Raw genomic sequence first — 1224 nt, 5'->3', positions numbered from 1 at the left:
TGTTGATTTCCATCCAGAAGTGACCCAGTAACCCCCAGGTTTTCCATCTAAAACTGATCCACGTACTAACCCTAACCTGCTGCTTTTTTAAGCAGCAGGAGACCAGGAGTGATAGACGTGGCAACACTGAGTGTCATCAGACGTTGGGCCCTGCGCGAGCAGCTGTCCATCCGCGAGATCGCCCGCCGCACGGGCCTCTCGCGCAACACCCTCCGCAAGTACCTGCGTGCTGACGCGGCCGAGCCGCACTACGCCAAGCGGGTCAGCCCTTCCAAGCTCGACCCCTTCGCGCTCAAGCTCGCGGGCTGGCTCAAGACCGAGGCCGGCCGATCCCGCAAGCAGCGGCGCACCGTCAAACAGATGCACGCCGATCTGCAGGCCCTGGGCTATCCGGGCTCCTACAACCGGGTTGCCGCCTTTGCCCGGCTTTGGCACGAGCAGCGCTTGGTGGCCCAGCAGACCACTGGTCGCGGCACCTTCGTGCCCCTGGCCTTCGGTCCGGGTGAGGCCTTCCAGTTCGACTGGAGCGAGGACTGGGCGGTCATCGCTGGGGTGCGCACCAAGCTGCAGGTGGCGCACTTCAAGCTCAGTCACAGCCGGGCGTTCTACCTGCGCGCCTATCTCCTGCAGACGCACGAGATGCTGTTCGACGCGCACAACCACGCCTTCGCCGTACTCGGAGGTGTGCCTCGGCGAGGCATCTACGACAACATGCGCACTGCCGTAGACCGAGTGCGCCGGGGCAAGGAGCGAGACGTCAACGCACGCTTTGCCGCCATGGTCAGCCACTTCCTGTTCGAGGCCGAGTTCTGCAACCCGGCTTCGGGCTGGGAGAAGGGCCAGGTGGAGAAGAACGTGCGCGACGCCCGCCACCGCCTGTGGCAGGTCGTGCCGCCATTCCCGAGCCTGCTCGAGCTCAATGCCTGGCTTGAAGCGCGCTGCGTGGCTCTGTGGCGTGAGATCGAGCATGGGAAGCTGCCTGGCACCATCGCAGACGTCTGGGCCCAGGAGCGGGCCGCTTTGATGCCGGTGCCACGCCCCTTCGATGGCTTTGTGGAGCACACCAAGCGAGTCTCGCCCACCTGCCTGATTCACTTCGAGCGCAACCGCTACAGCGTCCCTGCCTCCTATGCCAACCGGCCCGTGAGCCTGCGGGTGTATGCCGCACGCCTGGTCGTGGTGGCCGAAGGCCAGGTGATCTGCGAGCACCAGCGGATCATCGAA

The 1224-nt window shown here is 64.7% G+C and carries 1 protein-coding gene; it reads left to right on the top strand.

Going from position 1 to position 1224, the window contains the following annotated elements; translation table 11 throughout:
- Window positions 1–108: 108 nt before the first annotated feature.
- The coding region (gene istA, locus AC1Q5S_RS22255; RefSeq protein ID WP_492239456.1) for an IS21 family transposase at window positions 109–1224 on the top strand (1116 nt) is incomplete at its 3' end.

The organism is Acidovorax sp. GW835-FHT14B10, from assembly GCF_058793725.1.
This window is presented reverse-complemented; position numbering and strand designations above follow the sequence as displayed.